General features: G+C 34.1%; 2 protein-coding genes and 1 pseudogene. All 3 read left to right on the top strand.

Annotated features, from left to right (window positions below; all coding sequences use genetic code 11):
- Positions 1–162: 162 nt before the first annotated feature.
- The gene (locus IBX42_RS12055; RefSeq protein ID WP_294933177.1) at positions 163–1,014 is read left to right on the top strand and encodes an NgoPII family restriction endonuclease; all 852 of its coding nucleotides are present in this window, start codon (positions 163–165) and stop codon (positions 1,012–1,014) included.
- Between the two features lie 2 nt (positions 1,015–1,016).
- Positions 1,017–2,093 (top strand): DNA cytosine methyltransferase, encoded by a 1,077-nt coding sequence (locus IBX42_RS12050; RefSeq protein ID WP_294933176.1) that lies wholly within the window; start codon positions 1,017–1,019, stop codon positions 2,091–2,093.
- A pseudogene (locus IBX42_RS12045) lies at positions 2,093–2,489 on the top strand (aminotransferase class I/II); the annotation flags it as partial. The gene IBX42_RS12050 and the pseudogene IBX42_RS12045, both read left to right, overlap by 1 nt.

The raw sequence follows: 2,489 nt of genomic DNA, 5'->3' as shown, positions 1-2,489 counted from the left end.
AAGAGACGGCAAGAAAATTTCAGCACAGCATCGCAGAGGTTAGTGTTTGGAGAAAGAAAAATATTGCAAAATGACATATTTTATTGTTCTCATATAAAAAGAAAGTAATATATGTAAGCATAAAAAGTTATAATTTTAAAAATAAATAGCGGAGGTCAAAAGTTGTCTAATATAATCAAAGCTTTTGTAAATATTGTAAATAGTTATCAAATTACCGTAAACAATGTGACTAATGGAAATAATAGAGCAAACAATATGGGCGAAGGTTTAGAAAGTTTGATAAAAGATGCTTTTGCCGGTACCACTAACGAAATAGATGAGCAAAAAAGGCTCGAAGTATTTTCAGCAGTTTATTCTTATAGTGGAAATAAAAACAATCCTCCAGATTTAATTTTAAGAAACAGCGATGCCATAGAGATAAAAAAGCTTGAGTCTCATACTACGGCAATAGCACTCAATAGTTCCTATCCAAAAGCAAAGCTTTTCTCAGATAGTACTATGATTACAGCTACATGTAAAAATTGTGAACCTTGGGTTGAAAAAGATATGCTTTATGCCATAGGCAATGTTCCCAAAAATAGAAATCAGTTAAAATCATTATGGCTTGTATATGGGGATTGTTTTTGTGCTGATAAAGATATTTATGAAAGAATAAAAGATACCATCTCAAATGGTATTGCTTCTATTTCTGACGTTGAATTTACAGAGACAAATGAACTTGGAAAAGTTAAAAAAGTTGACCCGCTAGGAGTTACAGACTTACGCATCCGCGGCATGTGGCATATTGATAATCCGACTAAAATTTTTAGTTATCTGAATCTTTATGATACATCAAAAGTATTTCAATTATTTTCTTTGATGAAAAAAGAGAAATATGAATCATTACCGCTTCAAGACAGAGAAGCAATAGAAAATTTTGATAATGAAAATGTAAGTGTTAGTGATGTAAGAATAAAAAATCCGAACAATCCTGTACAATTAATAAATTCCAAACTACTTATATTTAGGATTTAACTATGAACATAATATCCCTATTCTCAGGTGCCGGTGGTTTAGATTTGGGCTTTGAAAAAGCTGGATTTAAAACCATTTGGGCAAATGAATACGACAAAGAAATCTGGGAAACTTTTGAGAAAAACTTTCCTCATACAAAATTAGACAGAAGAAGTATAGTCAATATCCCATCAAGCGAAATTCCAGAAGCAATTGGGCTTATAGGCGGACCGCCTTGTCAGAGTTGGAGTGAGGCTGGAAAGTCTCGTGGTATAGATGACCATCGTGGGCAGTTATTTTTTGAATTCATAAGAGTTCTTAGAGATAAAAAACCGCTTTTTTTCTTGGCAGAAAATGTATCTGGTATGTTGGCAGGACGCCATGATGGAGCGTTGGAAAATATAAAAAATCACTTTATAGAGAGCGGATATGATCTCTCTTTTAAGCTTTTAAATGCACATGACTACAAAGTTCCGCAAGATAGAAAAAGAGTTTTTTTTATAGGTTTTAGAAAAGATTTGAATATCACCTTTGAATTTCCTGATGGATTTAGTAATAAAAGGTTTTTACAAGATATTATTTTTGATTTGAAAGATAATGCACTTGCAGGAAAAAATAAAACTTATACAAACGGCAGTGACTGTAAAGTAGAAAATCACGAATATATGACTGGTGATTTTTCGTCTATGTATATGTCACGAAATAGAGTTAGAAGTTGGGATGAACCATCGTTTACAATTCAAGCCGGAGGCAGACATGCACCGCTTCATCCGCAAGCTCCAAAAATGCAATTTGTAGAGCAAAATAAGAGAATTTTTGTTCCAAATAGCGAGCATCTTTACAGAAGACTTAGTGTAAGAGAGTGCGCTAGAATACAAACTTTTCCTGATACGCATAAGTTTTACTATACTAATTTAACTGCGGGATATAAAATGGTAGGCAATGCCGTTCCACCAAACTTGGCATATTATTTGGCAAAAAAAATAGCACAGGATATGCAAGAAGTTATTAAAGCAAGTAAAAATAAAGAGAAAAATATAAAAAACAATCTTTACATCTCCCATGATGATTACGTAAACAACAGTCATATAATATATTGATGAAAAATAAAAAAGTGAATTACGACTTTTCAACCTCTACATGTAGAGAAAACACAAATGCGGAGAAGTACACGTTAAGAAAAAAACTCTTTGGCACCGAGGATGTTATTCCTGCATGGGTGGCGGATATGGATATAGATACGCCTGATTTTGTGCTTGAAGTCGTAAAAAAACGCCTAGAACATCACGTTATAGGGTATGAGGAGGTGCCGCCAAGTATGTTTCTTGCCCAGATAGAGTGGATGAAAAACGAGCACGGAGTAGAGTTTGCCTTAGAGGAGATGCTCTATTCGCACTCTGTTGTAGCGAGTATGAATGCTGCCATAGAGGTATTTACCGAGAAGGGCGATAAAATTATCGTTCAAACTCCCGTATATCCACCGTTTTTTCACAGCG

This window comes from Sulfurimonas sp. (assembly GCF_014859695.1).
Classification (GTDB): domain Bacteria; phylum Campylobacterota; class Campylobacteria; order Campylobacterales; family Sulfurimonadaceae; genus Sulfurimonas.
This window is presented reverse-complemented; position numbering and strand designations above follow the sequence as displayed.